The organism is Streptomyces sp. NPDC016851, assembly GCF_055562795.1.
The window spans coordinates 192,725-219,047 of record NZ_JBVHEP010000010.1; the positions used below are offsets into that span (position 1 = coordinate 192,725).

A 26,323-nucleotide genomic window follows, 5' to 3' on the forward strand; every position below is an offset into this window, starting at 1 on the left:
GATCGCGACCGAGCACCCCAGTGAACTACGGGGAGGGGGTATGTGCAACGCGGCACTGAACACCGTTGTCATGTGCCCTGACCTGCGCAAACGATGTGCAGGTCAGGGCACCCTCAGGGGTCTCAGGAGCCGTGGTGCAGGAGCCAGCCGCGCCAGGCCGACTCGGCCATCTCGCGCACTCCGCGGCGCGCGGTCCAGCCGAGTTCCTCGGCGGCCCGGGCCGCCGAGGCGACCGCCCGCGGCGCGTCCCCGGGGCGGCGGCCCTCGACGAGCGGTGGCCGGCGGTCACCGGTGACCTCGCCGATGACCGTGATGAGTTCACGCACCGAGACGCCCTCGCCCCGGCCGATGTTGACCGTCAGATCGCCCGTGACGTCCCCGCCGGCGAGCCGCCGGGCCGCCGCGAGATGCGCCTCGGCCAGGTCGGCGACGTGAATGTAGTCACGGATGCAGGTGCCGTCCGGGGTCGGATAGTCGTCGCCGAAGATCCTGGGCGCCTCGTCGCGCGTGAGCCGGTCGAAGACCATCGGCACGATGTTGAAGACGCCCGTGTCGGCCAGTTCCGGCGCGGCAGCGCCCGCCACGTTGAAATAGCGCAGACATACGGTGGAGATCCCGTGCGCCCGGCCCGCCGCCCGCACCAGCCACTCCCCGGCGAGCTTGGTCTCGCCGTACGGGTTGACCGGCGCGCAGGGCGTGTCCTCCGTGATGAGGTCCACACCCGGGTCGCCGTACACCGCCGCCGACGACGAGAACAGGAAGCGCTCGATCCCGGCCCCGGCGACCGCGTCCAGGAGGGTCGCCAGACCGCCGACGTTCTCCCGGTAGTACCGCGTCGGCTGCGCGACGGACTCGGCGACCTGCTTGCGCGCCGCGAGATGCACCACACCCGTCACGCGGTACTCGGCGAACACTCGTTTCAGCAGGTCACCGTCGAGCGACGAGCCCTCGACGAGCGGTACGCCCGCCGGGAGCCGCGCGGGAACCCCGGCCGAGAGGTCGTCCAGCGCGAGGACGCGCTCCCCGGCCTCGTCCATGGCCCTGGCCACGTGGGCCCCGATGTAGCCGGCACCGCCGGTGATCAGCCAAGTCATGGTCGCCCACCCTATGCGGCCCTGACCGGACCCGGTCCGATGTCCTCGATGTCCGGTCTGGGAGGCGCGGTTTGTGGGGCGGGCCCCGGATCCACGATGATGATCGCGGCAAAGGCCTGTGCGAACCACGTCGATCGATCTGCCGAACAGGCGGTGAACGGGGCCCTCCCGGCATCCGATAGCCTCTGCCGACATGCCGCCCGGGAGCTTTCCGGCGCGGGCGCCCCCACCATGTACAGCACTGGCGCGGACGCGTCGGTACCCAGGGAGTGAATTCGGTTGTCGACCGCCATCCTCACCGGTCAGCCGGTCCCCGGATCGTCGATCGAGGGCGATCTGCGGTCCCTCGGCTTCGACGTGCGGGTCGCGGCCGACGCCGCCGAGGCCGAGACCCTGCTCGCCGGGGTGCCGGGCGAGCAGCGCGTGGCCCTGGTGGACGCCCGGTTCGTGGGGCATGTGCACGCGCTGCGCCTCGGCCTCACCGACCCCCGCTTCCCGCTCGCCGCGATCCCCGGCGCCGTCACGGCCCAGCCGGCCGGCCGCCAGGCCCTGACCCGGGCGATGGCCCGCGAGAACTCCGCGGGCGGCGGCACCACCCTGGTGGACAGCCTCGCCGACCGCATCGTCACCTCCCTGGACGCCGACGGCACCGAGGTGCACCGCCCCGAGCTGGGCAGCCTCGTCGCCGCCGTCCCCGCCGACCCGCAGGCCCGCAACGAGGCACGGCAGGCCGTGACGGACGTCGACGACGAGGCCGTACGCCTGAAGTCGGCCGTGAAGTCCCGCGACGGCTTCTTCACCACCTACTGCATCAGCCCCTACTCCAAGTACATCGCCCGCTGGTGCGCCCGCCGCGGCCTGACCCCGAACCAGGTCACCACCGCCTCGCTGCTCACCGCCCTCATAGCGGCGGCCTGCGCGGCCACCGGCACCCGCGGCGGCTTCGTCGCGGCCGGCGTCCTGCTGGTCGCGTCCTTCGTGCTGGACTGCACCGACGGCCAGCTCGCCCGGTACTCCCTCCAGTACTCCACGCTCGGCGCCTGGCTCGACGCCACCTTCGACCGGGCCAAGGAGTACGCCTACTACGCCGGACTCGCCCTCGGTGCCGCCCGCGGCGGCGACGACGTCTGGGCCCTCGCCCTCGGCGCCATGGTCCTGCAGACCTGCCGGCACGTCGTGGACTTCTCCTTCAACGAGGCCAACCACGACGCCACCGCCAACACCAGCCCCACCGCCGCCCTCTCCGACAAGCTGGACAGCGTCGGCTGGACGGTCTGGGTGCGCCGCATGATCGTCCTGCCCATCGGTGAGCGCTGGGCGATGATCGCCGTGCTCACGGCGGCCACCACTCCCCGCATCACCTTCTGGGCGCTGCTCATCGGCTGCGCCTTCGCCGCGACGTACACGACAGCGGGCCGCGTGCTGCGCTCCCTGACCCGCAAGGCCAAGCGGACCGACCGGGCGGCCGGCGCCCTGGCCGACCTCGCCGACAGCGGGCCGCTCGCGCAGGGCTTCGCCGAGGCGGTCAAGAAGGCCGCCCGCAAGCTGCCGGGCTTCACCGCCCCCGCCGTCGCCCTGCTCGGCGGCCTCGCCGTCGTCCTCACCGCGGCGCTGACGGACTTCGGCGGTCCCTGGCCGATCGTCGCGGCCCTCGGCTACGCCCTCACCTCCGGCCTCGCCGTCGCCCGCCCCCTCAAGGGCGCCCTCGACTGGCTGGTCCCCCCGTTCCTCCGCGCCGCCGAATACGGCACCGTCCTGGTCCTGGCGGCCCGGGCGGACGTGAACGGAGCCCTTCCTGCGGCTTTCGGGCTGGTGGCCGCGGTCGCCTACCATCACTACGACACGGTGTACCGCATCCGCGGCAACGCCGGAGCGCCCCCGGCCTGGCTGGTGCGTTCCATCGGGGGGCACGAAGGACGGACGCTGCTCGTCACCGTCCTCGCCGCGCTGCTCACCGCCTCGCAGTTCACGGTCGCGCTCACGGCTCTCGCCGTGGCCGTGGCCCTGGTGGTGCTCGTCGAGAGCATCCGCTTCTGGGTGTCCGCAGGGGCGCCCGCCGTACACGATGAAGGAGAACCCGCATGATCGGCCTCGTGCTGGCGGCCGGCGCCGGACGGCGTCTGCGCCCCTACACCGACAGCCTTCCCAAGGCTCTGGTGCCGGTGGGCCCCGCGGGCATAGAAGGCGAACCCACGGTTCTCGACCTGACGCTGGCCAACTTCGCCGAGGTCGGCCTCACCGAAGTCGCGATCATCGTCGGCTACCGCAAGGAAGCCGTGTACGAGCGCAAGGAAGCGCTGGAGGCGAAGTACGGCCTCAAGCTCACCCTCATCGACAACGACAAGGCCGAGGAGTGGAACAACGCCTACTCCCTGTGGTGCGGGCGTGACGCCCTCAAGGACGGTGTGATCCTCGCCAACGGCGACACCGTCCACCCGGTCTCCGTCGAGAAGACGCTGCTCGCCGCCCGCGGCGACGGCAAGAAGATCATCCTCGCTCTGGACACGGTCAAGGACCTGGCCGACGAGGAGATGAAGGTCGTCGTCGACCCCGAGAAGGGCATGACGAAGATCACCAAGCTGATGGACCCCGCCGAGGCCACCGGCGAGTACATCGGCGTCACCCTCATCGAGGGCGACGCGGCCCCCGAACTGGCCGACGCGCTGAAGACCGTGTGGGAGACCGACCCGCAGCAGTTCTACGAGCACGGCTACCAGGAGCTGGTGAACCGCGGCTTCCGTATCGACGTGGCGCCGATCGGCGACGTCAAGTGGGTGGAGATCGACAACCACGACGATCTCGCCCGTGGACGGGAGATCGCATGCCAGTACTGACCCGGCTCATCCCCTCGCCGCTGGTCGTCGACATCCGCCCGGGTGCCCTCGACGACCTGGCGTGCGTCCTCGCCGACGAGCGCATCTCGCACTCCGGCCGCCTCGCCGTCGCCGTCAGCGGCGGCTCCGGCGCCAGGCTGCGCGAGCGCATCTCACCGAGCATGCCCGGCGCCACCTGGTACGAGGTCGGCGGCGGCACCCTCGACGACGCGGTCCGGCTGGCGAGCGACATAAAGGCCGGCCACTACGACGCGGTCGTCGGCCTCGGCGGCGGCAAGATCATCGACTGCGCGAAGTTCGCCGCGGCACGGGTCGGCCTGCCCCTGGTCGCCGTGCCCACGAACCTGGCGCACGACGGCCTGTGCTCGCCGGTCGCCACCCTCGACAACGACGCGGGCCGCGGCTCCTACGGCGTGCCGAACCCGATCGCGGTCGTGATCGACCTGGACGTCATCCGCGAGGCCCCGGTCCGCTTCGTCCGCGCCGGCATCGGCGACGCCGTCTCCAACATCTCGGCGATCGCCGACTGGGAGCTGGCCAACCGCGTCAAGGGCGAGCGGATCGACGGACTCGCCGCGGCCATGGCCCGCCAGGCCGGCGAGGCCGTACTGCGGCACCCGGGCGGCATCGGGGACAACGACTTCCTCCAGGTGCTCGCCGAGGCGCTGGTCCTCAGCGGCATCGCCATGTCGGTGTCGGGAGACTCGCGGCCGTCCTCCGGGGCGTGCCACGAGATCAACCACGCCTTCGACCTGCTCTACCCGAAGCGGGCCGCCGCCCACGGCGAGCAGTGCGGTCTCGGCGCGGCCTTCGCTATGTGGCTGCGCGGGGCGCACGACGAGTCGGCTTACATGGCCGAGGTGCTGCGCCGGCACGGGCTGCCCGTGCTGCCGGACGAGATCGGCTTCACGACGGACGAGTTCGTCAAGGCCGTCGAGTTCGCCCCGGAGACCCGGCCCGGCCGCTACACCATCCTCGAACACCTCGACCTGAACACCGAACAGATCAAGGACACCTACACCGACTATGTCAAGGCCATCGGTAGCTGAACTACGCCCCGTCGTTCACCCCGCGGGGGTGAAGGACCGGCGCAGCGGTGAGCACTGGATGGGACGCCTCTACATGCGTGAGGTGTCCCTGCGGGTCGACCGTTACCTGGTCAACACCAGGGTCACGCCCAACCAGCTCACCTACCTGATGACCGTCTTCGGTGTGCTCGCGGCCCCGGCACTTCTCGTGCCGGGGATCCCGGGCGCCGTGCTCGGCGTGGTGTGCGTCCAGATGTACCTCCTGCTGGACTGCGTCGACGGTGAGATCGCGCGCTGGAGGAAGCAGTACTCCCTCAGCGGCGTCTACCTGGACCGCGTCGGCGCCTACCTCACCGATGCCGCCGTGCTCGTCGGCTTCGGCCTGCGCGCCGCCGACCTGTGGGGCAGCGGCCGGATCGACTGGCTGTGGGCCTTCCTCGGCACCCTGGCCGCCCTCGGCGCCATCCTGATCAAGGCCGAGACCGACCTCGTCGGCGTCGCCCGGCACCAGACCGGGAAGCCGCCGGTCCAGGAGGCCGCCGCCGAGATCCGCTCCTCCGGCATGGCGCTGGCCCGCAAGGCCGCCGCCGCGCTCAAGTTCCACCGCCTCATCCTCGGTATCGAGGCGTCCCTGCTGATCCTCGTCCTGGCGATCGCCGACCAGGCCCGCGGCGACCTGTTCTTCTCCCGGCTCGGCGTGGCCGTGCTGGCCGGCATCGCGCTGGTGCAGACCCTGCTCCACCTGGTGTCCATCCTCGCTTCGAGCAGGCTGAAGTGAGCGGTATGAAGGTCGGCGCCGTCATCATCACCATGGGCAACCGCCCCGACGAGTTGCGCGCACTGCTCGACTCGGTCGCCAAGCAGGACGGCGACCCGGTCGAGGTGGTCGTCGTCGGCAACGGCTCGCCCGTCCCGGACGTCCCTGAGGGCGTCCGCACGATCGAACTGCCCGAGAACCTCGGCATACCCGGCGGCCGCAACGTCGGCATCGAGGCCTTCGGCCCGGCCGGCCGGGACGTCGACATCCTGCTGTTCCTCGACGACGACGGCCTGCTGGCCGGCCACGACACCGCCGAGCTGTGCCGCAAGGCCTTCGAGGCCGACCCGAAGCTCGGCATCATCAGCTTCCGCATAGCCGACCCGGACACCGGCGTCACCCAGCGCCGCCACGTCCCCCGGCTGCGCGCCGCCGACCCGATGCGCTCCTCCCGGGTCACCACCTTCCTCGGCGGCGCCAACGCCGTGCGCACCCGGGTCTTCGCCGAGGTCGGCGGACTCCCGGACGCGTTCTTCTACGCCCACGAGGAAACCGACCTGGCATGGCGGGCCCTCGACGCGGGCTGGATGATCGACTACCGGTCCGACATGGTGCTGTACCACCCGACGACCGCTCCCTCGCGGCACGCCGTCTACCACCGCATGGTCGCCCGCAACCGCGTCTGGCTCGCCCGCCGCAACCTCCCCGCACCGCTCGTCCCCGTCTACCTCGGCGTGTGGCTGCTGCTCACCCTCGTACGCCGTCCCTCCGGCCCCGCCCTGCGGGCCTGGTTCGGCGGATTCCGCGAGGGCTGGACCAGCCCGTGCGGGCCACGCCGTCCGATGAAGTGGCGTACGGTGTGGCGGCTGACCCGGCTGGGCCGGCCCCCCGTCATCTGACAAGCTCGTATCGGAGTATCCGGGAGCACCCGGGCCGTACCCTGGCCCCCGGCTCATGCAGGCCCGGACAGGCCGCGCATCTCGAAGACGAAAGTTTCCACTAGTGAGTGAGACAACGCACGACGCCACGGTCGCGGTCAGCGCGCCCGCGGCGCCCGACGAGGGACTCACGGCGAGGGAGCTCGCCGCCAAGTACGGGCTGAGCGTGAGCGGCGCCCGGCCGTCCCTCATCGAGTACGTCCGTCAGCTCTGGGACCGGCGGCACTTCATCCTCGCCTTCTCCCGCGCGAAGCTGACCGCCCAGTACAGCCAGGCCAAGCTCGGCCAGCTGTGGCAGGTGGCCACACCACTGCTGAACGCGGCCGTGTACTTCTTCATCTTCGGCCTGCTCCTGGAGGCCGACCGGGGCATGTCCCGCGAGGTGTACATCCCGTTCCTGGTCACGGGCGTGTTCGTGTTCACCTTCACGCAGAGCTCGGTGATGGCGGGCGTGCGCGCGATCTCCGGCAACCTCGGCCTGGTCCGCGCCCTGCACTTCCCGCGCGCCTCACTGCCGATCTCCTTCGCGCTCCAGCAGCTCCAGCAGCTGCTGTTCTCGATGATCGTGCTGTTCGCCGTCGCGGTCGGCTTCGGCCACTACCCGGACCTGTCCTGGGTGCTGATCGTGCCGGTGCTCGTCCTGCAGTTCTGCTTCAACACCGGCCTCGCGCTGATCATGGCCCGGGCGGGCTCCAAGACCCCGGACCTCGCGCAGCTGATGCCGTTCGTGATGCGGACCTGGATGTACGCGTCCGGTGTGATGTTCTCCATCCCGATCTTCCTCGAGGACAAGCCGGCGTGGATCGCGAACGTCCTCCAGTGGAATCCGGCCGCGATCTACATGGACCTGATGCGGTTCGCCCTCATCGACGAATACGACGGCAAGTACCTCCCCGACCACGTGTGGGCGGCCGCCGGCGGCTGGGCCGTGCTGTTCGCCCTGGGCGGCTTCGTGTACTTCTGGAAGGCGGAGGAGAGGTACGGCCGTGGCTGACCAGAAGCAGGACGAACGGATCCCCACCGTCATCGCGGACGACCTGCACATCGTCTACCGCGTCAACGGCGCCAAGAGCGGCAAGGGCAGCGCCACCGCAGCCCTCAGCCGCATCCTCAAGCGCGGCGAGGAGCGCGGCGTGCGCAAGGTGCACGCGGTGCGCGGCGTCTCCTTCGTCGCCTACCGCGGCGAGGCCATCGGCCTGATCGGTTCCAACGGCTCCGGCAAGTCGACGCTGCTGCGCGCCATCGCCGGTCTGCTCCCCGCCGAGCAGGGAAAGGTCTACACCGACGGCCAGCCCTCGCTGCTCGGCGTCAACGCGGCCCTGATGAACGACCTCACCGGCGAGCGGAACGTCATATTGGGCGGGCTCGCCATGGGCATGTCCCGGGAGGAGATCAAGGAGCGCTACCAGGACATCGTCGACTTCTCCGGCATCAACGAGAAGGGCGACTTCATCACCCTGCCCATGCGCACCTACTCCTCCGGCATGGCGGCCCGTCTCCGCTTCTCCATCGCCGCGGCCAAGGACCACGACGTCCTGATGATCGACGAGGCCCTGGCCACCGGTGACCGCAAGTTCCAGAAGCGCTCCGAGGACCGCATCCGGGAGCTGCGCAAGGAAGCCGGCACGGTGTTTCTGGTCAGCCACAACAACAAGTCCATCCGCGACACCTGCAACCGCGTCCTGTGGCTGGAACGCGGCGAGCTGCGCATGGACGGCCCGACCGACGAGGTGCTCAAGGAGTACGAGAAGTTCACCGGCAAGTAGTCCGGCCCGGCCGGACAGGGCCCAGGGCCCCGTCGGAACTGTTCCGGCGGGGCCCTGCGTCTGCAAAAGAAACGTCAACTCCGGGCTTACTTAGGAATCTTGGGGCCAATCGGTGTGTTCTCGTGATGTGTGGGACACCCAGGCGATCCTCGATGCGTTGTACAACGTAAGCTGTACCGGTCCCGAAACGCGGCAATCAGGGCGATAATGCGCGACATCGCTCGTCGCACCGCCGTGCGGACGGCTGGGCGGCGTGTCCGAAATAGTGTGTATTGGGTCGGCAGTGTAGAACGGGAGATGTGACGGCGATGGCTACGGAAACTCCCCAGCTCCACGCAGCACGTGCCGTCCTCGCACCGGGCAGCCGGCGGTGACGGGAACCGGCACGGCGCGCGCCCTCGACCCGGAGCGCGGCACGCTCGACAAGGCCGCGGGCGAGAACTTCCCGGTGGCCCCGTTCTTCCTGCCCCGGGCCTGGCGCACCGACCTCATGGCCGTCTACGGCTTCGCCCGTCTCGTCGACGACATCGGCGACGGCGACCTGGCCCCCGGCGGCGCCGACGCCCGACTGCTCGGCGTGTCCCCGCAGGAGGCCGAGGACCGGCTGCTCCTGCTGGACGCCTTCGAGGCCGACCTGCGCAGGGTCTTCGACTCGACCCCGCGCCACCCCCTGCTGCGCCGCCTGCAGCCGACCGTGCGCCGGTGCTCCCTGACCCCCGAGCCGTTCCTCGGCCTGATCGCCGCCAACCGCCAGGACCAGCTGGTCGGCCGGTACGAGACCTACGACGACCTCCTCGCCTACTGCGAGCTCTCCGCCAACCCCGTAGGCCGTCTCGTCCTCGCCGTCACCGGCACCTCGACGCCCGAGCGGATCCGCCGTTCCGACATGATCTGCACGGCCCTCCAGATCGTCGAGCACCTCCAGGACGTGGCCGAGGACCTCGGCCGCGACCGTATCTACCTGCCCGCCGCCGACATGAAGCGCTTTCACGTCGAAGAGGCGGACCTCGCCACGACATCCGCCGGAGCGTCGGTCCGTGCGCTGATTGCGTACGAAGCGCAAAGGGCGTGGGATCTCCTGAATGAAGGCGCCCCCCTGGTGGGTAGCGTCCACGGCAGGTTGAAGCTGCTGCTCGCAGGGTTCGTGGCGGGAGGAAGGGCGGCCGTCCGCGCGATCGCCGCCGCCGATTACGACGTACTTCCCGGCCCGCCCAAGCCCGGCAAGGTCCGGTTGCTGCGTGAGGTGGGCGTGACTCTGCGAGGAGAGAGGTGATCCGGACCGTGGAGTCGGAACCACACGCGTCCCCACCGGTACTCGCCGCCTACAGCTACTGCGAGGCCGTCACCGGGCGGCAGGCCCGTAACTTCGCCTACGGCATCCGGCTGCTGCCGACGCCCCAGCGCCGTGCGATGTCGGCGCTGTACGCGTTCTCGCGGCGGGTCGACGACATCGGTGACGGTGCGCTCGCCGACGACGTCAAGGTGGCCAGGCTGGAGGAGACCCGGGCGCTGCTCACCCGGATCCGCGAGGGCGAGGTGGCGGACGACGACACGGACCCGGTGGCCGTCGCCCTCACGCACGCCGCCGGGCACTTCCCGATCCCGCTCGGCGGCCTGGACGAGCTCATCGACGGCGTCCTGATGGACGTACGCGGCGAGACCTACGAGACCTGGGACGACCTGAAGGTGTACTGCCGCTGTGTGGCGGGGGCCATCGGGCGGCTCTCGCTCGGTGTGTTCGGCACCGAGCCGGGGGCGCGCGGCGTCGAGCGCGCGCCCGAGTACGCCGACACGCTGGGACTCGCGCTCCAGCTCACCAACATCCTCAGGGACGTCCGTGAGGACGCCGTGGACGGGCGCACCTACCTGCCCGCCGACGACCTCGCCAAATTCGGCTGCTCGGCCGGGTTCTCCGGGCCACGGCCACCGGAGGGCTCCGACTTCGCGGGCCTCGTGCACTTCGAAGTGCGACGGGCCCGCGCTCTTTTCGCCGAGGGCTACCGGCTGCTCCCCATGCTCGACCGGCGCAGCGGCGCCTGCGTCGCCGCCATGGCCGGCATCTACCGCCGCCTGCTCGACCGCATCGAACGCGACCCTGAGGCCGTGCTGCGCGGCCGCGTCTCCCTGCCCGGCCGGGAGAAGGCCTACGTCGCCGTGCGCGGCCTGTCGGGCCTGGACGCCCGCCACGTGACCCGACGGACGGTCAGGAGGCGCGCGTGACGGACGGACTGATCCAGGGGGATGCCACCGGCAACCGGGCTCACGCCCGCCGCGCGGGCGCGTGTCTGCGCGGCCGGGCAACGCCTCAGACAGCGGTGCTGCCCGCCCCGCATGCCTGCCGTGAGGTCCAGCCCGTGCTTTCCCCGGTGTGTCGACGGGGGCGAGTCGCGGTCGTCGGCGCCGGGCCGTGCGGTTGCGCCCGCGTGGCCCCGACGGCCGGGCGTGGCCACGACGCCCCTCTCGGCCACACCGTCGGAGACAAGCGGCGGGCAACCCTCCGGCGTGGGGCGGCGTCCCTGACGGAGACGGTCGGTCGTGCGTCGTTCGAGCGGTACGGCCGCCGCGCAGGGGAGGGTGCACGATGACCCGAGGCACGGAATCCCGGGGACCGGTCGCCGACGGGCGGCACACCGTCGTGGTGGGCGGCGGGCTCGCCGGCATCACGGCCGCGCTCGCGCTCGCCGACGCCGGCGTGCGCGTCACCCTGCTGGAGGGCAGGCCGAGACTCGGCGGCCTGGCCTTCTCCTTCCAGCGCGGCGAGCTGACCGTCGACAACGGACAGCATGTGTACCTGCGCTGCTGCACCGCCTACCGCTGGTTCCTCGACCGCATCGAGGGCGCGGCGCTGGCCCCGCTCCAGGACCGGCTCGACGTGCCCGTCCTGGACGCCGCGCGGCCCGCGGGGCGACGGCTCGGCAGGCTGCGGCGCGACGCGCTGCCCGTACCCCTGCACCTGGGCCGCAGCCTCGCCACCTATCCGCACCTGTCGCTCGCCGACCGCGCCAAGGTGGGCCGGGCCGCACTCGCGCTCAAGGGGCTCGACCTCGCCGATCCCGCCCTGGACACGCAGGACTTCGGCAGCTGGCTGGCCGCGCACGGCCAGTCGAAACGCGCCGTCGAGGCCCTGTGGGACCTGGTCGGGGTCGCCACCCTCAACGCCGTCGCGGGTGACGCCTCCCTGGGGCTCGCCGCGATGGTGTTCAAGACCGGTCTGCTGTCCGACCCGGGCGCGGCCGACATCGGCTGGGCTCGCGTCCCGCTCGGCGACCTGCACGACCGGCTGACCCGCAAGGCGCTCGACTCCGCGGGCGTCCGTACCGAGGTCCGTACACGCGTCACTTCCGTCTCCCACGACGGGAACGGAGGGTGGAGCGTCCAGGTTCCCGGAGAGACGCTCCAGGCCGACGCCGTCGTGCTCGCCGTACCCCAGCGCGAGGCGCACGACCTGCTGCCCTCGGGTGCCCTCGACGCGCCGGAGCGGCTCCTGGAGATCGGCACCGCGCCGATCCTCAACGTCCATGTGGTGTACGACCGCAAGGTCCTCACCCGGCCGTTCTTCGCCGCCCTCGGCACCCCGGTGCAGTGGGTGTTCGACCGGACCGAGGCGTCCGGACTGCGCGAGGGGCAGTACCTCGCGCTGTCGCAGTCGGTGGCCCAGGACGAGATCGACGAACCCGTGGCCGTGCTGCGCGAGCGGTACCTGCCCGAGCTGGAGCGGCTGCTGCCGCCGGCCCGCGGCGCCGACGTGAAGGACTTCTTCGTCACCCGGGAACGCACCGCGACGTTCGCTCCCACCCCCGGCGTCGGGCGCCTCAGGCCCGGCGCCCGCACCAAGGCATCCGGCCTCTACCTGGCCGGAGCGTGGACCGCCACCAGGTGGCCCGCGACCATGGAGAGTGCGGTCCGCAGTGGTGTGAGCGCGGCGGACGCCGTGCTGGGCGCCCTGGGCCGGCCCCGCCCGCGGCACCTCTTCGAGTTCGAGGAGGCGGCGTGATGCTCGCTCAGAACAGCGCGGCAGACGGCCCCCGCACCCCCGGTACCGCAACAAGAGGAGAGACTGTGCCCACTGTGCCCCCGGCCTCGAAGACTGCCGAGGCGGTGGACGTGACCGCGCTGCTGGAGCGCGGCCGGACCCTGGCCACTCCGGTACTGCGGGCGGCCATCGACCGCCTGGCACCTCCCATGGACACTGTTGCCGCCTACCACTTCGGATGGATCGACGCCCAGGGCCGGCCCGCGGCGGGCGACGGCGGCAAGGCCGTACGCCCCGCCCTCGCGGTGCTGTCCGCCGAGGTCATGTCCGCCGCCCCCGAGACCGGCATCCCCGGCGCCGTCGCCGTGGAACTCGTCCACAACTTCTCCCTCCTCCACGACGACCTGATGGACGGCGACGAACAGCGCCGCCACCGCGACACGGTCTGGAAGGTGCACGGCCCCGCCCAGGCCATCCTGGTCGGCGACGCCCTGTTCGCCCTCGCCAACGAGGTGCTGCTCGAACTCGGCACCGTCGAGGCCGGCCGCGCCACCCGCCGCCTGACCACCGCCACCCGCGCCCTGATCGACGGTCAGGCCCAGGACATCTCCTACGAGCACCGCGACCGCGTCACCGTCGAGGAGTGCCTGGAGATGGAGGGCAACAAGACCGGCGCCCTGCTCGCCTGCGCCAGCTCCATCGGTGCGGTCCTCGGCGGCGCCGACGACCGCACCGCCGACACGCTGGAGAAGTACGGCTACCACCTGGGTCTCGCCTTCCAGGCCGTCGACGACCTCCTCGGCATCTGGGGCGACCCGGTCTCCACCGGCAAGCAGACCTGGAGCGACCTGCGCCAGCGCAAGAAGTCGCTGCCGGTCGTGGCCGCGCTCGCGGCCGGCGGGTCCGCCTCCGAGCGGCTCGGCGAGATCCTCGCCGCGGACGCCAAGGCCAGCGACTTCGAGAACTTCTCCGAGGAGGAGTTCGCGGCCCGCGCCGCCCTCATCGAGGAGGCGGGCGGCCGCGAATGGACCGCCGACGAGGCACGCCGTCAGCACACCATCGCCATCGAAGCCCTCGACGCCGTCGACATGCCCGACCGGGTGCGGGAGCAGTTCACGGCACTCGCGGACTTCGTCGTCGTACGAAAGAGATGATCACTATCGGTCGAATAGCCCTCGCGTAGTCGCCGGCCGGTGCCGCGAGACACCACGGAGCACCGGCCGACGGCGGACCCACAGCAGCTGCACACCTTGCACCACTGCACGAAGGGGAAGCCATGACAGCGACGACCGACGGAAGCACCGGGGCCCTGCCACCCCGCGCTGCCGCGGCCAGCGACACCGCCATCGACGACACCACCCCCGCGGCGGCCGGGGTACCGCAAGCCGCCGCCCGCGCCGCACGACGCGCCACCGACTTCCTGCTCTCCCTCCAGGACGCCCAGGGCTGGTGGAAGGGCGACCTCGAGACCAACGTCACGATGGACGCCGAGGACCTGATGCTCCGCCAGTTCCTCGGCATCCGCGACGAGAAGACCACCCACGCCGCCGCGCTGTTCATCCGCGGCGAGCAGCGCGAGGACGGCACCTGGGCCACCTTCTACGGCGGCCCCAGCGAACTCTCCGCCACCATCGAGGCCTACGTCGCCCTCCGCCTGGCCGGCGACGAGCCCGGCGCACCGCACATGGCGAAGGCCTCCGCCTGGATCCGCGAACAGGGCGGCATCGCCGCCGCCCGGGTCTTCACCCGCATCTGGCTGGCCCTGTTCGGCTGGTGGAAGTGGGAGGACCTGCCCGAACTGCCCCCGGAGCTCATCTACTTCCCGAAGTGGATGCCGCTCAACATCTACGACTTCGGCTGCTGGGCGCGGCAGACGATCGTCCCGCTGACGATCGTCTCCGCGAAGCGGCCGGTACGCCCCGCGCCCTTCCCGCTGGACGAGCTGCACACCGACCCGGACCGTCCGAACCCGGCCAAGCCGCTCGCCCCGGCGCTGAGTTGGGACGGGGCCTTCCAGCGGATGGACAAGGGCCTGCACGCCCTGCGGAAGGTCGCGCCGCGCCGGCTGCGCAGAGCCGCGATGAACAGCGCCGCCCGCTGGATCATCGAGCGGCAGGAGAACGACGGCTGCTGGGGCGGCATCCAGCCCCCGGCCGTGTACTCGATCATCGCCCTGCACCTGCTCGGCTACGACCTGGAGCACCCGGTGATGCGGGAGGGGCTGGCGTCCCTGGACCGGTTCGCCGTCTGGCGCGAGGACGGGGCCCGGATGATCGAGGCCTGCCAGTCGCCGGTGTGGGACACCTGCCTGGCCGCGATCGCGCTCGCGGACGCCGGACTGCCCGCCGACCACCCGCAGTTGGTGAAGGCCGCGGACTGGATGCTGGGCGAGGAGATCGTCCGGCCCGGTGACTGGTCGGTGCAGCGGCCCGGACTGCCGCCCGGCGGCTGGGCGTTCGAGTTCCACAACGACAACTACCCCGACATCGACGACACCGCCGAGGTGATCCTCGCGCTGCGCCGGATCGCCCACCACGACCCGGTGCGGCTCGACAAGGCCGTCGGGCGCGGCGTGCGCTGGACGCTCGGCATGCAGTCGAAGAACGGCGCGTGGGCCGCCTTCGACGTCGACAACACCAGCCCGTTCCCGAACCGGCTGCCCTTCTGCGACTTCGGCGAGGTCATCGACCCGCCTTCCGCCGATGTCACCGCGCACGTCGTCGAGATGCTCGCGGTGGAGGGCCTCGCCCACGACCCGCGCACCCGGCGCGGCATCGAGTGGCTGCTGGCCGAACAGGAGCCCGACGGCTCCTGGTTCGGGCGCTGGGGCGTCAACTACGTCTACGGCACCGGGTCGGTCGTACCCGCCCTGGTCGCCGCGGGCATCCCCGCCGCGCACCCGGCGATCCGCCGGGCCGTGACCTGGCTGGAGTCGGTCCAGAACGACGACGGCGGCTGGGGCGAGGACCTGCGCTCCTACAAGTACGTCAAGGAGTGGAGCGGCCGGGGCGCCTCGACCGCCTCCCAGACGGCCTGGGCCCTGATGGCCCTGCTCGCGGCGGGGGAGCGGGACTCCAAGGCCGTCGAACGCGGCATCGAGTGGCTCGCCGCCACCCAGCGGGAGGATGGCTCCTGGGACGAGCCGTACTTCACGGGGACGGGCTTCCCGTGGGACTTCTCGATCAACTACCACCTCTACCGGCAGGTGTTCCCGCTCACCGCGCTCGGCCGGTACCTGCACGGCGAGCCCTTCACCGGCCGGCACCAGGGCGGTGGGGCGGCCGGGAAGCCGCTCGCCGCGGCCAAGGGGAGCGGGGCGGCCGGGACGTCGCTCGCCGATGCCAAGGGGAGCGGAGAGTCCGGAACGCCGCTCGCCGACGCCAAGGGGAGCTGATGAGCCCACAGCCCGCTCCGGCCCCGCTGCTGATCGCCTGCGCGCTCGGCATCGAGCAGTTCGCCCTGCGCGCGGGTGACCGTGGCGGCGCCGGCGGGCCGGTCACCGTGCTGCGGACCGGGATGGGGCCAGCGGCGGCCGAGCGGTCCGTCACCCGGATGCTCGCCGGCCCGGCCCTGCGCGACGCCGCCGTCCTGGCCACCGGCTTCTGCGCGGGGCTCGCGCCCGGCATGCACCCCGGTGACCTGGTCGTCGCCGAGGAGACCCGCGACCCGCGCGGTACGACCGCCTGCGTCGGGACCGACCTGCTGGTCAAGGAGCTGGGCCGCACGGTGCCCGGGCGGACCGTGCACACCGGGCCGCTCACCGGCTCCGACCACGTCGTCCGCGGTCACGAACGCTCCGATCTGCGCGCGACCGGCGCGATCGCGGCCGACATGGAATCGGCGGCCACGCTCCTGAGCGCCGTGCGCGCGGGCGAGCGCCCGGTTGCGGCCGTCCGGGTGGTCGTGGACGCTCCAGAACATGAACTCGTCCGGATCGGCACGGTGCGCGGTGGAATATCAGCTTTCCGTGTTCTTCGTTCCGTCCTACCCGCTTTCTTCGAATGGCACCGTTCCTTGCTGCTCCCCAGGAGGTGAGCCAGATGGCCATGCCGCTCCGACAGTCCATCAAGGTCGCTACGTACTTGGCTGAACAGAAGCTCCGCCGGCGGGACAAGTTCCCGCTCATCGTCGAGCTGGAGCCGCTGTACGCCTGCAACCTCAAGTGCGAGGGGTGCGGCAAGATCCAGCACCCGGCCGGGGTGCTCAAGCAGCGGATGCCGGTCGCGCAGGCCGTGGGGGCCGTGCTGGAGTCCGGTGCCCCCATGGTGTCCATCGCCGGCGGCGAGCCGCTGATGCATCCGCAGATCGACGAGATCGTGCGTCAGCTGGTGGCCAAGCGGAAGTACGTCTTCCTGTGCACCAACGCCCTGCTGCTGCGCAAGAAGATGGACAAGTTCAAGCCCTCCCCCTACTTCGCCTTCGCGGTGCACATCGACGGGCTGCGCGAGCGGCACGACGAGTCGGTGGCGAAGGAGGGCGTGTTCGACGAGGCGGTCGAGGCCATCAAGGAGGCCAAGCGGCAGGGCTTCCGGGTGACCACCAACTCGACCTTCTTCAACACCGACACCCCGCAGACCATCATCGAGGTGCTGAACTTCCTCAACGACGACCTCAAGGTCGACGAGATGATGATCTCGCCCGCCTACGCCTACGAGAAGGCCCCCGACCAGGAGCACTTCCTGGGCGTGGAGCAGACCCGCGAGCTGTTCAAGAAGGCCTTCGCGGGCGGCAACCGGCGGCGCTGGCGGCTCAACCACTCCCCGCTCTTCCTGGACTTCCTGGAGGGAAAGGTCGACTTCCCGTGCACGGCGTGGGCGATCCCGAACTACTCGCTGTTCGGCTGGCAGCGCCCCTGCTACCTGATGGCCGACGGCTATGTGCCGACGTACCGGGAGCTGGTCGAGGACACCGACTGGGACAAGTACGGCCGCGGCAAGGACCCGCGCTGCGCCAACTGCATGGCGCACTGCGGCTACGAGCCCACCGCCGTCCTCGCCACCATGGGATCGCTGAAGGAGTCCCTGCGCGCCATGCGCGAGACGGTCTCCGGGAACAAGGAGTGAGGCCATGACCGCCATCCCGCTGGGCGTTCCCGAGGTACCGGTCCGGCCGATCGCGGAGCGGCGCGTCTCGCGCCGGATCCAGGTCGGTCCGGTGGCGGTCGGGGGCGGGGCCCCGGTGTCGGTGCAGTCGATGACGACGACCCGTACGTCGGACATCGGCGCCACCTTGCAGCAGATCGCCGAACTCACCGCGTCCGGCTGCCAGATCGTCCGGGTCGCCTGCCCCACGCAGGACGACGCGGACGCGCTGGCGACCATCGCCCGTAAGTCGCAGATCCCGGTGATCGCGGACATCCACTTCCAGCCGAAGTACGTCTTCGCGGCCATCGAGGCGGGCTGCGCGGCGGTCCGCGTCAACCCCGGCAACATCAAGCAGTTCGACGACCGGGTCAAGGAGATCGCGCAGGCCGCCAAGGACCACGGCACCCCCATCCGGATCGGCGTCAACGCCGGATCGCTGGACCGGCGGCTGCTCCAGAAGTACGGCAAGGCGACCCCGGAGGCGCTCGTGGAGAGCGCGCTGTGGGAGGCGTCGCTGTTCGAGGAGCACGACTTCCGGGACATCAAGATCTCCGTCAAGCACAACGACCCGGTCGTGATGATCGAGGCGTACCGGCAGCTCGCCGAGCAGTGCGACTACCCGCTGCACCTCGGTGTCACGGAGGCGGGCCCGGCGTTCCAGGGCACGATCAAGTCGGCGGTGGCCTTCGGCGCGCTGCTGTCGCGGGGCATCGGCGACACGATCCGGGTGTCGCTGTCCGCGCCGCCGGCCGAGGAGGTGAAGGTCGGCATCCAGATCCTGGAGTCCCTGGGGCTGCGGCAGCGCCGGCTGGAGATCGTCTCCTGCCCCTCCTGCGGACGCGCCCAGGTCGATGTGTACAAGCTCGCCGACGAGGTCACGGCAGGACTCGAAGGCATGGAAGTGCCGCTGCGGGTCGCCGTCATGGGGTGTGTGGTCAACGGCCCCGGCGAGGCACGGGAGGCCGATCTGGGGGTGGCCTCCGGCAACGGCAAGGGGCAGATCTTCGTCAAGGGCGAGGTCATCACGACCGTCCCCGAGTCGAAGATCGTCGAGACGCTGATCGAAGAGGCGATGAAGCTCGCCGAGCAGATGGAGCAGGACGGCGTGGGGTCGGGGGAGCCGGCCGTCACCGTGAGCTGAAGAGCACGGAATTCGAAGGGGGCCCGAGCGTGACGATTCTGGAGAGCATCCGGGGACCACGTGACCTGAAGGCGCTGTCCGAGCCGGAACTCGGCGAACTGTCCGACGAGATCAGGGAGTTCCTGGTGCACGCGGTCGCCAGGACCGGGGGTCATCTGGGACCCAACCTGGGGGTGGTGGAGCTCACCGTCGCCCTGCACCGGGTCTTCGAGTCGCCGGTCGACCGCATCCTGTGGGACACCGGCCACCAGAGCTATGTCCACAAACTGCTGACCGGACGCCAGGACTTCTCCAAGCTGCGCGGCAAGGGCGGCCTGTCCGGCTACCCGTCCCGCGAGGAGTCCGAGCACGACGTCATCGAGAACAGCCACGCCTCCACGTCGCTCGGCTGGGCCGACGGGCTCGCCAAGGCCCGCCAGGTGCAGGGGGAGAAGGGCCATGTCGTCGCGGTGATCGGCGACGGCGCCCTGACCGGCGGCATGGCCTGGGAGGCGCTGAACAACATCGCGGCCGCCAAGAACCGCCCGCTGATCATCGTCGTCAACGACAACGAACGCTCCTACGCCCCGACCATCGGCGGCCTCGCCAACCACCTCGCGACGCTGCGCACGACCGACAGCTACGAGCGGGTCCTCGCCTGGGGCAAGGACGTGCTCCAGGGCACGCCCCTGGTCGGCACCACCCTCTACGAGGCCCTGCACGGCGCGAAGAAGGGCTTCAAGGACGCGTTCGCCCCGCAGGGCCTGTTCGAGGACCTGGGCCTGAAGTACGTCGGCCCGATCGACGGGCACGACATCGGGGCCGTGGAGTCCGCCCTACGGCGTGCGAAACGCTTCCACGGGCCGGTCCTCGTCCACTGCCTCACGGAGAAGGGCCGCGGCTACGAACCCGCCCTCGCCCACGAGGAGGACCACTTCCACACCGTCGGCGTCATGGACCCGCTGACCTGCGCGCCGCTCTCCCCGGCGGGCGGCCCCTCGTGGACCTCCGTGTTCGGCGACGAGATCGTCAGGATCGGCGAGGAACGGGACGACGTCGTCGCGATAACCGCCGCCATGCTCCATCCGGTCGGCCTGGGCAGGTTCGCCGAGCGGTTCCCGGACCGGGTGTGGGACGTCGGTATCGCCGAGCAGCACGCGGCCGTGTCCGCGGCGGGCCTGGCGACGGGCGGCCTGCACCCGGTCGTCGCCGTCTACGCCACCTTCCTCAACCGCGCCTTCGACCAGCTCCTGATGGACGTGGCCCTGCACCGGTGCGGGGTGACCTTCGTGCTGGACCGGGCCGGTGTCACCGGCGTCGACGGGCCGTCCCACAACGGCATGTGGGACATGTCGATCCTCCAGGTCGTCCCCGGCCTCAGGATCGCCGCGCCGCGGGACGCCGACCAGCTGCGCGCCCAGCTGCGCGAGGCCGTCGCCGTCGACGACGCGCCGACACTGCTGCGCTTCCCGAAGGAGTCCGTCGGCCCGTCGATCCCGGCCGTGGACCGGGTGGGCGGACTGGACGTGCTGCACCGTGCTCCCGAGCCGGAGGTTCTGCTGGTGGCCGTGGGCGTGATGGCGCCTGTCTGCCTCCAGGCCGCCGACCTGCTCGAAGCCCGCGGCATCGGCTGCACCGTCGTCGACCCGCGCTGGGTCAAGCCGGTCGACCCGGCGCTGCCCGGTCTCGCCGCCGAACACCGCCTGGTCGCCGTCGTCGAGGACAACAGCCGGGCGGCCGGGGTCGGTTCGGCCGTGGCGCTGGCCCTGGGAGACGCCGACGTCGACGTGCCCGTACGGCGCTTCGGGATCCCGGAGCAGTTCCTCGCGCACGCCAAGCGCGGCGAGGTGCTCGCCGACATCGGTCTGACACCCGTCGAGGTCGCCGGACGGATCAGCGCGAGCCTGACCGTGAAGAAAGAGCTGTCCAAGGAGCCACAGGAATGACCACCGCCGAATCCGCGTCGGAGTCGTCGCAGGCCGGGGAGTTCGACCTCGGAGCACTGCTGGCCGAGCGCGGAGCCGAGCGCTACGAGCTGCACACCCGGTACCTCAACCACCAGCTCCCGCGCATGCTGCACACCATCGGCTTCGACAAGGTCTACGAGCGCGCCGAGGGCGCCTACTTCTACGACGCGGACGGCAACGACTACCTGGACATGCTCGCCGGGTTCGGGGTGATGGGCCTCGGCCGCCACCACCCCGTGGTGCGCAAGGCGCTGCACGACGTCCTGGACGCCCAGCTCGCCGACCTCACCCGCTTCGACTGCCAGCCGCTCCCGGGCCTGCTCGCCGAGAAGCTGCTCGCGCACAGCCCGCACCTGGACCGGGTGTTCTTCGGCAACAGCGGCACGGAGGCCGTCGAGGGAGCGCTGAAGTTCGCCCGGTACGCCACCGGCAGGCCCAGGATCCTGTACTGCGCGCACGCCTTCCACGGCCTGACCACCGGCTCCCTCTCCGTCAACGGGGAGTCGGGATTCCGCGACGGCTTCGCCCCGCTGCTGCCCGACACGGCCGTACCGCTCGGCGATCTCGACACGCTGGAGAGAGAATTGAGGAAGGGGGACGTCGCCGCCCTGATCGTCGAGCCGATCCAGGGCAAGGGCGTGCTGGAGTCCCCGCCCGGTTACCTGCTGGCCGCCCAGGAACTGCTGCACCGGCACAAGGCGCTGCTGATCGCCGACGAGGTGCAGACGGGCCTCGGCCGCACCGGCGACTTCTACGCCTACCAGCACGAGGAGGGCGTGGAACCCGACCTGGTGTGCGTGGCCAAGGCGCTCTCCGGCGGCTATGTACCGGTGGGCGCGACGCTCGGCAAGGACTGGATCTTCAAGAAGGTCTACTCGTCGATGGACCGGGTGCTGGTCCACTCGGCGAGCTTCGGGTCCAACGCGCAGGCCATGGCGGCGGGCCTGGCGGTGCTGTCGGTGATGGAGAACGAGCAGATCGTCGCCGGGGTCCGTGCCACCGGGGAACTGTTCAGATCCCGGCTCGCGGCACTGACGGACAAGTACGAGATGCTCGCCGACGTCCGCGGGCGGGGCCTGATGATCGGCATCGAGTTCGGCCGGCCGAAGTCGCTGAAGCTGCGCAGCCGCTGGGCCATGCTCCAGGCCGCGCGCAAGGGACTGTTCGCGCAGATGGTCGTCGTACCGCTGCTCCAGAAGCACCGGATCCTCACCCAGGTCTCCGGCGACCACATGGAGGTGATCAAGCTGATCCCGCCCCTGATCATCGGGGAGCGGGAGGTGGACCGGTTCGTCGACGCCTTCACGGCCGTGATGGACGACGCGCACGACGGGGGCCTGATGTGGGACTTCGGCAAGACGCTCGTCAAACAGGCGGTGGCCAACCGCTGATCTTTTGCCTCTGAGGCAAGAAATTTGCCGCTGGGGCAAGCCTGCGGCTGAATGGAGGCATGAGCTCCTCCGAGACCGAGCGGCCCTCCGGGGCCGCCCCGTCGCCCGACCAGGCAGCGGATGCGCTGCCCGCCGTCGCGCCCCAGCTGCGGTCGCTGCGGCGCCAGGCCTCACTGACCCTGGAGGCCGCGGCCCGCGCGGCCGGGCTGTCGCCCGCCCACCTCTCCCGCCTGGAGACCGGGCAGCGCCAGCCCTCCCTGCCGATGCTGCTCGCGCTCGCCCGCATCTACGGTACGACCGTCGCCGAGCTGCTCGGCGAGACGGCCGCCGCCCGGGACGCCGTCATACGCGCCGCCGACATGGAACCGACCGAGGCGGGCGGCTGGACGTACTGGCAGGCCGGCGCGCCCGGGCGCGGAATGCAGGCCCTGCGCGTGCACGTCCCCTACGGCTCCCAGGGCGACATCGTCCGCGTCCATCCCGGCGAGGAGTGGCTCCATGTGCTCCGGGGACGGCTGCGACTGCGCCTCGGCGACACCACGCACCAGCTCGCGCCGGGCGACAGCGCCCACTTCGACTCGCTGACCCCGCACCGGATCGCCGCCCAGGACCCGGACGGTGTCGAACTGCTCTTCGTCCACACCCTCTTGCAGAGTCCCACGGCGGCCCTGTGCCTGGGCCCCACCCCGGGAGACAGGCCGTGAAGGACATGGAGGAGAAGTTTCCCCGCGCCCTGTGGGTGCGGCTGTTCATCTACCTCGTCCTGGGCCATGTCTTCGCGGCCTTCGTGTATCTGCTGTTCGAGGTGGGCGCCAAGTAGCCGCCGGGCGGGCGCCGGCCGTCAGTCGAGCAGCCGCTCGCGCAGCCGCTCCCGGGTCTGCGGGGTGAGCCCGAGCCCCTTCTCCAGGTAGGTGTCGACGCCGCCCCAGGTCTCCTGGATGGTGTCGAAGGCCGCCGTCAGATACTCGGCGCGCGCGTCGAACAGGGGACTGAGCAGCTCCATGACCTCGGGGGAGTAGGCCGAGGCGGCGGTGCTGCTGCGGTGCACCTTGTAGCGGCGGTGCTTGGCGTTGGACTTCAGGTAGTCGTCGACGATCGCCTCGCGCTCGACGCCCAGGGCGAGCAGCGTCACCGCGATGGACAGACCCGCGCGGTCCTTGCCCGCCGCGCAGTGCATCAGCGCGGGGACGCTGTCCTCAGCGAGCGAGTGCAGCACCCGGGAGTGCTCGGCCGTGCGGCTCCGGATGATCGTGCGGTACGAGGCGATCATCCGGTCCGCGCCCTTGCCGTCCGCGAGGATCGCGCGCAGCTGGTCCAGGTCGCCGTCGCGCACCATCTTCCAGAACTCGGCGCCGTCGGCGGGGTCGCTCAGCGGCAGGTTCACATTGCGCACGCCCGGCAGCTCGACGTCCGGCCCTTCGAGCTTCTGGTCGGCCGCGTTGCGGAAGTCGAAGATCGTGTGCAGGCCCAGGGTGGTCAGGAAGGCGGCGTCCTCCCCGGTCGCATGGGCGAGGTGTCCGCTGCGGAACAGCACCCCCTGCCGCACCCGCCGTCCGTCCACGGTCGGAAGTCCGCCCACATCACGGAAGTTGCGCACTCCGGCCAGCTCGGGCTCGGTCGACGGGACCTGCTGTGTCACGAGGGCTCCTCCCCTTCGGCGCCGCCGGCGCGGCTCGTCGACGGGCACCACTCGACGATACGACATGCCTGCCTGGGGCAATGAGTTGTCCACAGGCGTTGCCGGGAGCCCCCACGGACCTTGATGATGTCGGAGCCTGGTCGCCCCTGGTCGGGCTTGTTCGAATCTGTGAGGCCTTGATGCTGGACATCTCCGAAGACGGTCGTACATGGGTCCTCTCCGGGCCGGCCAGCAGCTACGCCGTCCATGTCACCGACCGGGACGAACTGCTGCACCTGCACTGGGGGCCCCGGATCGCCCTCGCGGACGCCGAGGCCCTCGCCGTCAGCCCGCTGCCGGACTACTGGCCCTTCGAGTCACCGCTCGACGGACGCGAGGAGTATCCGGTCGAGGGCGGCCCCCGTTTCACCCGGCCCGCCCTGTCCGTCCGCACCGGCGAGCGGCGCGGCACGGAGTGGGCCTACGAGGGCCATGACACCGAGGACGGGGAGCTGCGGCTGCGCTTCCGCGACGGCGACCTGGCCATCACGCTGCACTACCGGATGCGCTCCGCGACGGACGTCGTCGAACGCCGGGTGACCCTCGACAACCGCGGACCCGCCGTCGAGGTGCTGCGCGCCGACTCCGCCACCTGGACCCTGCCCGACCGCGACTCCTGGCGGCTGTCCCAGCTGCACGGCCGCTGGGGTGCCGAGTCCCGGCTGGAGCGCTCCGACCTCACCCACGGCGAGAGGGTCATCGGCAGCCGCCGCGGCCACACCGGTCACCAGCACCTGCCGTGGGTCGCGCTCGACACCGACGCGACCGAGGAGCACGGCGAGGTCTACGCATGCGCCCTGGGCTGGTCCGGGTCATGGCGGATCGCCGTGGCCCAGCTCCCGGACGCACGCGTGCAGATCACCGGCGGGGCCGGCTACGACGAATCGGGCCTGCTGATGCTGGGCACGGGGGAGTCGTACACGACTCCCGTCTTCGCCGGGCTCTGGAGCGACGGCGGGCACGGCGGGGCCAGCCGCGCCTGGCACGCCTATCAGCGGACGTACGTGATCCCGGACGCGGACCAGGACCGGCCGGTGCTGTTCAACTCGTGGGAGGCCACCGAGTTCGACATCTCCGAGGAGCAGCAGCGGGCGCTCGCCGAGCGGGCCGCCGCCATGGGTGTCGAGCTGTTCGTGGTCGACGACGGGTGGTTCGGGACGCGCACCAGTGACCGTGCCGGACTCGGCGACTGGGCCCCCAACCCCGACCGCTTCCCGGGCGGCCTGAAGCCGCTCGCCGAGCACGTGCACGGCCTCGGCATGCAGTTCGGCATCTGGGTCGAGCCGGAGATGGTCAACCCGGACAGCGAGCTGTACCGCGCGCACCCGGACTGGGTGCAGTACCAACCGGGACGAAAGCGGACGGAGTTCCGCAATCAGCTCGTACTGAACCTCGCCCGCGAGGACGTCCAGGAGTACCTCTGGGAGCAGCTCGACGGGCTCCTCTCCAGCGCGCCGATCGACTACGTCAAGTGGGACTTCAACCGCTGCTTCACCGACGCCGGGTGGCCGGACGACTCCTACCCGCAGCGGCTCTGGGTCGACCACGTGCACGCCCTGTACGCCCTGCTGGACCGGCTGCGGGCCGCCCACCCCGGGGTGGCCTTCGAGTCCTGCTCGGGCGGCGGCGGCCGGATCGACCTCGGTGTGCTCGGCCGTACGGACCAGGTGTGGACCTCGGACAACACCGACCCGCTCGACCGGCTCGCCATCCAGCACGGCTTCAGCCAGATCCACCCGGCCCGGGTCATGGCCGCCTGGGTCACCGACAGCCCGAACGCCATGCTCAACCAGCGGGCCAGCTCCCTGAGGTTCCGGTTCGTCAGCGCCATGGCCGGGGTGCTCGGGGTCGGCGGTGACCTCACCCGGTGGACGGAGGAGGAGCTCGCCGAGGCGCGGGACTGGGTGGAGCTCTACAAGGAGATCCGGCCCGTGGTGCAGCGCGGCGACCTGTACCGGCTGCGCCCGCCGGAGGGCGGCCTGAGCGCCGTTCAGTACGTCCTCGGCGAGGAGACCGTCGTCCTCGCCTGGCTCCAGGCGCAGCGCTACGGCGAGCCCGTTCCGGCGCTCCGGTTGCGGGGTCTCGACCCGGCGGCGTCGTACGAATGCCGCGAAACGGGCGAAGTTCACCGGGGAGCCGTGCTGCTCCATCACGGGCTGCGGGTCGGTCTGCGCGGCGATCTGGACGCCACCGTGGTCCGGCTTAAGCGCAAGTAGCCCTTCTGTCCGAATAGGGAGCGCTTCGACTGTTTAGGTATAACGTGCCCCGGCTGTAAAGGAGATGAGGCCGGGGTGCGTGAGCATCGTCATATTCGTGACGATGTGTTGTTGCCATGTGCACGTAATTCCGGCGTTATTCAGGGAGATTGCGGGAGGCTGGAGATCGGTAATCCACGCTCCGTGACGGAAAAAATGTCGGCGCGTCAAGAAAAAGGCCGTCACAGGCAACCGCGAGCTTGTCCCTTTGCGTCCTGGTCGCTTACGTTCCCCACCAATCCGGACGGACGCCTAATCCTGCCGCCGCCCGGAGCCCGCACACACTGACCCGACGTACGGCAGGAGCGGGGGACCCACAGGTAAGACGCCTGTTCCGGTTCCCGGAACGGCTTGGGGTTAAGCCGCGCCTCGGCGCGGCCGGGCATCTCCAGTCCGAACCCGACAGCTCACCTCGCAGGCGACGGAGAGGAATTCGCC

General features: G+C 71.0%; 23 protein-coding genes and 1 riboswitch. Of the genes, 21 read left to right on the forward strand and 2 right to left on the reverse strand.

What is annotated here, in order from left to right:
• Nucleotides 1-122: 122 nt before the first annotated feature.
• Entirely contained in the window at nt 123-1,094 is a 972-nt protein-coding gene (gene galE, locus ACZ3I3_RS18340; RefSeq protein WP_467366247.1) for a UDP-glucose 4-epimerase GalE, read from the reverse strand.
• A gap of 279 nt (nt 1,095-1,373) precedes the next feature.
• Between galE and ACZ3I3_RS18345 the strand changes: the two genes are divergently transcribed.
• From ACZ3I3_RS18345 to ACZ3I3_RS18440, 20 genes are all read left to right on the forward strand, one after another.
• A complete protein-coding gene (locus ACZ3I3_RS18345) occupies nt 1,374-3,179 on the forward strand; it encodes a DUF5941 domain-containing protein (RefSeq protein WP_467366249.1) in 1,806 nt (601 codons plus the stop codon).
• Nucleotides 3,176-3,928 (forward strand): phosphocholine cytidylyltransferase family protein, encoded by a 753-nt coding sequence (locus ACZ3I3_RS18350; RefSeq protein WP_467366251.1) that lies wholly within the window; start codon nt 3,176-3,178, stop codon nt 3,926-3,928. The genes ACZ3I3_RS18345 and ACZ3I3_RS18350 overlap by 4 nt, the downstream gene beginning before the upstream one ends.
• Nucleotides 3,916-4,977, forward strand: a complete 1,062-nt coding sequence (locus tag ACZ3I3_RS18355; protein ID WP_467366253.1) for an iron-containing alcohol dehydrogenase family protein — start codon at nt 3,916-3,918, stop codon at nt 4,975-4,977. The genes ACZ3I3_RS18350 and ACZ3I3_RS18355 overlap by 13 nt, the downstream gene beginning before the upstream one ends.
• Complete coding sequence (locus ACZ3I3_RS18360) at nt 4,955-5,734, forward strand: CDP-alcohol phosphatidyltransferase family protein (protein ID WP_467366255.1); 780 nt, start codon at nt 4,955-4,957, stop codon at nt 5,732-5,734. The genes ACZ3I3_RS18355 and ACZ3I3_RS18360 overlap by 23 nt, the downstream gene beginning before the upstream one ends.
• 5 nt (nt 5,735-5,739) lie before the next feature.
• Complete coding sequence (locus ACZ3I3_RS18365) at nt 5,740-6,612, forward strand: glycosyltransferase family 2 protein (RefSeq protein WP_467366439.1); 873 nt, start codon at nt 5,740-5,742, stop codon at nt 6,610-6,612.
• 103 nt (nt 6,613-6,715) lie between these two features.
• Nucleotides 6,716-7,645: an ABC transporter permease gene (locus tag ACZ3I3_RS18370; protein WP_467366257.1), complete on the forward strand. Its 930-nt coding sequence runs from the start codon at nt 6,716-6,718 to the stop codon at nt 7,643-7,645.
• On the forward strand, nt 7,638-8,417 hold the full coding sequence (locus ACZ3I3_RS18375; protein ID WP_467366259.1) for an ABC transporter ATP-binding protein: 780 nt from the start codon (nt 7,638-7,640) through the stop codon (nt 8,415-8,417). Before ACZ3I3_RS18370 ends, ACZ3I3_RS18375 begins: the two co-directional genes overlap by 8 nt.
• Before the next feature lie 370 nt (nt 8,418-8,787).
• Nucleotides 8,788-9,690: a squalene synthase HpnC gene (hpnC, locus tag ACZ3I3_RS18380; RefSeq protein WP_467366262.1), complete on the forward strand. Its 903-nt coding sequence runs from the start codon at nt 8,788-8,790 to the stop codon at nt 9,688-9,690.
• On the forward strand, nt 9,687-10,637 hold the full coding sequence (gene hpnD / locus ACZ3I3_RS18385; RefSeq protein WP_467366264.1) for a presqualene diphosphate synthase HpnD: 951 nt from the start codon (nt 9,687-9,689) through the stop codon (nt 10,635-10,637). The genes hpnC and hpnD overlap by 4 nt, the downstream gene beginning before the upstream one ends.
• Before the next feature lie 203 nt (nt 10,638-10,840).
• On the forward strand, nt 10,841-11,002 hold the full coding sequence (locus ACZ3I3_RS18390) for a DUF6380 family protein (protein ID WP_467366441.1): 162 nt from the start codon (nt 10,841-10,843) through the stop codon (nt 11,000-11,002).
• Nucleotides 10,999-12,411, forward strand: a complete 1,413-nt coding sequence (gene hpnE / locus ACZ3I3_RS18395; protein WP_467366266.1) for a hydroxysqualene dehydroxylase HpnE — start codon at nt 10,999-11,001, stop codon at nt 12,409-12,411. Before ACZ3I3_RS18390 ends, hpnE begins: the two co-directional genes overlap by 4 nt.
• Nucleotides 12,411-13,544, forward strand: a complete 1,134-nt coding sequence (locus tag ACZ3I3_RS18400; protein WP_467366268.1) for a polyprenyl synthetase family protein — start codon at nt 12,411-12,413, stop codon at nt 13,542-13,544. Before hpnE ends, ACZ3I3_RS18400 begins: the two co-directional genes overlap by 1 nt.
• A gap of 122 nt (nt 13,545-13,666) precedes the next feature.
• Nucleotides 13,667-15,784 carry a squalene--hopene cyclase gene (gene shc, locus ACZ3I3_RS18405; protein ID WP_467366270.1) on the forward strand — a complete coding sequence of 706 codons (2,118 nt, stop codon included), beginning with the start codon at nt 13,667-13,669 and terminating at the stop codon, nt 15,782-15,784.
• Nucleotides 15,784-16,425: a phosphorylase family protein gene (locus tag ACZ3I3_RS18410; RefSeq protein WP_467366272.1), complete on the forward strand. Its 642-nt coding sequence runs from the start codon at nt 15,784-15,786 to the stop codon at nt 16,423-16,425. The genes shc and ACZ3I3_RS18410 overlap by 1 nt, the downstream gene beginning before the upstream one ends.
• Before the next feature lie 5 nt (nt 16,426-16,430).
• Complete coding sequence (gene hpnH / locus ACZ3I3_RS18415) at nt 16,431-17,453, forward strand: adenosyl-hopene transferase HpnH (RefSeq protein WP_467366274.1); 1,023 nt, start codon at nt 16,431-16,433, stop codon at nt 17,451-17,453.
• Between the two features lie 4 nt (nt 17,454-17,457).
• The gene (gene ispG, locus ACZ3I3_RS18420) at nt 17,458-18,615 is read left to right on the forward strand and encodes a flavodoxin-dependent (E)-4-hydroxy-3-methylbut-2-enyl-diphosphate synthase (RefSeq protein ID WP_467366276.1); all 1,158 of its coding nucleotides are present in this window, start codon (nt 17,458-17,460) and stop codon (nt 18,613-18,615) included.
• A 29-nt stretch (nt 18,616-18,644) separates the two neighbouring features.
• The gene (gene dxs / locus ACZ3I3_RS18425) at nt 18,645-20,540 is read left to right on the forward strand and encodes a 1-deoxy-D-xylulose-5-phosphate synthase (protein WP_467366278.1); all 1,896 of its coding nucleotides are present in this window, start codon (nt 18,645-18,647) and stop codon (nt 20,538-20,540) included.
• Nucleotides 20,537-21,952 carry an aspartate aminotransferase family protein gene (locus tag ACZ3I3_RS18430; protein ID WP_467366280.1) on the forward strand — a complete coding sequence of 472 codons (1,416 nt, stop codon included), beginning with the start codon at nt 20,537-20,539 and terminating at the stop codon, nt 21,950-21,952. Before dxs ends, ACZ3I3_RS18430 begins: the two co-directional genes overlap by 4 nt.
• Before the next feature lie 59 nt (nt 21,953-22,011).
• Complete coding sequence (locus ACZ3I3_RS18435) at nt 22,012-22,656, forward strand: helix-turn-helix domain-containing protein (protein WP_356922748.1); 645 nt, start codon at nt 22,012-22,014, stop codon at nt 22,654-22,656.
• Nucleotides 22,653-22,772 (forward strand): DUF6126 family protein, encoded by a 120-nt coding sequence (locus ACZ3I3_RS18440; protein WP_467366282.1) that lies wholly within the window; start codon nt 22,653-22,655, stop codon nt 22,770-22,772. The genes ACZ3I3_RS18435 and ACZ3I3_RS18440 overlap by 4 nt, the downstream gene beginning before the upstream one ends.
• A 21-nt stretch (nt 22,773-22,793) precedes the next feature.
• Here the strand turns inward: ACZ3I3_RS18440 and ACZ3I3_RS18445 are convergent, their stop codons facing one another.
• Entirely contained in the window at nt 22,794-23,591 is a 798-nt protein-coding gene (locus ACZ3I3_RS18445; RefSeq protein ID WP_467366284.1) for a tyrosine-protein phosphatase, read from the reverse strand.
• Nucleotides 23,592-23,770: 179 nt separating this feature from the next.
• On the opposite strand from ACZ3I3_RS18445, the gene ACZ3I3_RS18450 reads away from it, so the two are divergent.
• A complete protein-coding gene (locus ACZ3I3_RS18450; RefSeq protein ID WP_467366286.1) occupies nt 23,771-25,846 on the forward strand; it encodes an alpha-galactosidase in 2,076 nt (691 codons plus the stop codon).
• A 311-nt stretch (nt 25,847-26,157) separates the two neighbouring features.
• Nucleotides 26,158-26,319: riboswitch (cyclic di-AMP (ydaO/yuaA leader) on the forward strand.
• Nucleotides 26,320-26,323 lie beyond the last annotated feature (4 nt).

What these genes read in the sequence shown, in the direction of transcription:
- ACZ3I3_RS18430 (WP_467366280.1), top strand. Translation starts at nt 20,537, where the DNA reads ATGACCACCGCCGAATCCGCGTCGGAGTCGTCGCAGGCCGGGGAGTTC.
- ACZ3I3_RS18450 (WP_467366286.1), top strand. Translation starts at nt 23,771, where the DNA reads ATGCTGGACATCTCCGAAGACGGTCGTACATGGGTCCTCTCCGGGCCG.
- ACZ3I3_RS18350 (WP_467366251.1), top strand. Translation starts at nt 3,176, where the DNA reads ATGATCGGCCTCGTGCTGGCGGCCGGCGCCGGACGGCGTCTGCGCCCC.
- hpnE (WP_467366266.1), top strand. Translation starts at nt 10,999, where the DNA reads ATGACCCGAGGCACGGAATCCCGGGGACCGGTCGCCGACGGGCGGCAC.
- shc (WP_467366270.1), top strand. Translation starts at nt 13,667, where the DNA reads ATGACAGCGACGACCGACGGAAGCACCGGGGCCCTGCCACCCCGCGCT.
- ACZ3I3_RS18360 (WP_467366255.1), top strand. Translation starts at nt 4,955, where the DNA reads ATGTCAAGGCCATCGGTAGCTGAACTACGCCCCGTCGTTCACCCCGCG.
- ispG (WP_467366276.1), top strand. Translation starts at nt 17,458, where the DNA reads ATGACCGCCATCCCGCTGGGCGTTCCCGAGGTACCGGTCCGGCCGATC.
- ACZ3I3_RS18365 (WP_467366439.1), top strand. Translation starts at nt 5,740, where the DNA reads ATGAAGGTCGGCGCCGTCATCATCACCATGGGCAACCGCCCCGACGAG.
- ACZ3I3_RS18400 (WP_467366268.1), top strand. Translation starts at nt 12,411, where the DNA reads ATGCTCGCTCAGAACAGCGCGGCAGACGGCCCCCGCACCCCCGGTACC.
- ACZ3I3_RS18435 (WP_356922748.1), top strand. Translation starts at nt 22,012, where the DNA reads ATGAGCTCCTCCGAGACCGAGCGGCCCTCCGGGGCCGCCCCGTCGCCC.
- ACZ3I3_RS18410 (WP_467366272.1), top strand. Translation starts at nt 15,784, where the DNA reads ATGAGCCCACAGCCCGCTCCGGCCCCGCTGCTGATCGCCTGCGCGCTC.
- galE (WP_467366247.1), bottom strand. Translation starts at nt 1,094, where the DNA reads ATGACTTGGCTGATCACCGGCGGTGCCGGCTACATCGGGGCCCACGTG.
- hpnH (WP_467366274.1), top strand. Translation starts at nt 16,431, where the DNA reads ATGGCCATGCCGCTCCGACAGTCCATCAAGGTCGCTACGTACTTGGCT.
- ACZ3I3_RS18355 (WP_467366253.1), top strand. Translation starts at nt 3,916, where the DNA reads ATGCCAGTACTGACCCGGCTCATCCCCTCGCCGCTGGTCGTCGACATC.